The sequence below is a fragment of the Okeania sp. SIO2B9 genome, from assembly GCF_010672505.1.
Lineage (GTDB): Bacteria > Cyanobacteriota > Cyanobacteriia > Cyanobacteriales > Microcoleaceae > Okeania > Okeania hirsuta.
Genome location: NZ_JAAHGK010001496.1, coordinates 1 through 1,672, shown reverse-complemented (window position 1 = coordinate 1,672; position 1,672 = coordinate 1). Strand labels below are relative to the sequence as shown.

The window sequence follows — 1,672 nt, the reverse complement described above, 5'->3', positions numbered from 1 at the left end:
AAACAAATTCATAGATATAAACTTTTCGGCTCCCCAGAGTTAGTAACCATATAACTCTAGGGAGCCGAAAAGTTTATATCTATGAATTTGTTTACTGAGGATTGTGGCAACAAACTCTAAGCTAGAAGTAAAAGATATCAAGATTAAGTAACTAGGAATAGTTGTTCGAGAGTTCAGGTAATCCTTTATTTTTACCTAATCTTTACTTTGGGAAATATAACTTCTATAATAGTCCTGCCATAACCAACAAATATCTGTTATCTCAACGTTGCTTGAAGGCCCGCGCTCTCCTGACAAGGGAGTGTCTTATGGAAAAATAAATCAATGTTGCGGTTTTCTCAATAGTGTGCTATGGTAAATAAAATAAGGCTGGTTACCTAGTATTGTCTAGGGGATATGTCGAATTAGGGACTTACTGTTGATTGACCGTAAGACCGGAAAAAGCCTCGACCTTGGAGGCAGATAAGTTAAAATCAGAAAGCCCTAATCAGCCATGGTTAGGAATCCTGTGCTGTCGCCTAAGGGCAAAGTTGGCAGAATGTCAAAAAAGTAGATAATTATTATTATTGGAGAGGTGGCTGAGTGGTCGAAAGCGGCTCACTGCTAATGAGTTGTACGGGAGAACCCCGTACCGAGGGTTCGAATCCCTCCTTCTCCGTTATAAATATAGTTAAATTAAATAAATTAAAGACATAAAACATAAGAGAAAAAATATTTTTGTTCTTTTATTGTAATTTTTTCATTGCCTCTACAAACCTTTGGGAAATATAAGGCATTATCTTTTCATTTTGACTAAGGTTCTTGCCTTCTGTAAATACAACTAAAAGATATGGCTTAATATTTGGTAACTCAATATAAGCAAAATTATGACGCACTTGGTTGTCCGAGCTTCCTTTGCACCATACTTTAGTATCCTGAGGTAGACTATCGTCCAAAAATCCTATAGATTGTTCCTTACTTCTATCTCTTAATTTATCTTGGCTAGGATTTTTCTTTAACAAGTTCATCATTTTTTGTGAGGCGACAGGAGATACTGCAACCCCACCCACAATACTATGTAGCAAACGAGCTGTGCTATGAGTAGTAACTATATTTCGATTTTCCATCAATAGTCCTTGAAACATCCTTTCTCGACCATAAGGACCATCACACCATGTTTTTTGATTAATATTAATGAATTTTAACTCAGGCCACTTCAGAGATTGAAAATAACGATTGACAAAGTTACGTTGATATTTCCAGGTTTGAAAAGGTCCTGATGATATTTCAGGTCCACTGGTAGTTCCAGTTAAAACATCTACAACTAGACCAGTAGCATCGTTGCTAGAATAAACGATCATATCTCGAATTGCTCTTTCTAACTCTTTTGAGGTTTTGACCATTCCTTTCTCTAACCACTCATAGATAGCTATAAGATAGAATAAATGGACTATTCCAGCAGCATACATTCGTTCATCACCGTGATCGCTCCAACCACGCACTTGCTGTTGCCAAAACTCTGTAGAATTCTTAATATTTCCTGCCATTGGTAAATAGTAGACTAACCAAGTTATCGCAATTTGCTCATAAGTTAATTCCGAAAACTCTATCTTGATTGCCTCTATAATGACTTTTTTTGATCGAGATGAACAGTTAAATATTCTGGGTAAAGACATTATAGAGGCAATCAAGA

General features: G+C 36.3%; 1 protein-coding gene and 1 tRNA gene. One reads left to right on the top strand and one right to left on the bottom strand.

Features of this window, described 5'->3' with window-relative positions; translation table 11 throughout:
- Positions 1-568: 568 nt before the first annotated feature.
- Positions 569-658 (top strand) — tRNA-Ser (locus F6K13_RS32010).
- Positions 659-725: 67 nt separating this feature from the next.
- On the opposite strand, the gene F6K13_RS32005 is transcribed toward F6K13_RS32010, so the two are convergent.
- A complete protein-coding gene (locus tag F6K13_RS32005) occupies positions 726-1,655 on the bottom strand; it encodes a serine hydrolase (protein ID WP_287289727.1) in 930 nt (309 codons plus the stop codon).
- Positions 1,656-1,672: the final 17 nt, after the last annotated feature.

Coding starts and splice junctions, on each gene's coding strand:
- F6K13_RS32005 (WP_287289727.1), bottom strand. CDS start 1,655: ATGTCTTTACCCAGAATATTTAACTGTTCATCTCGATCAAAAAAAGTC.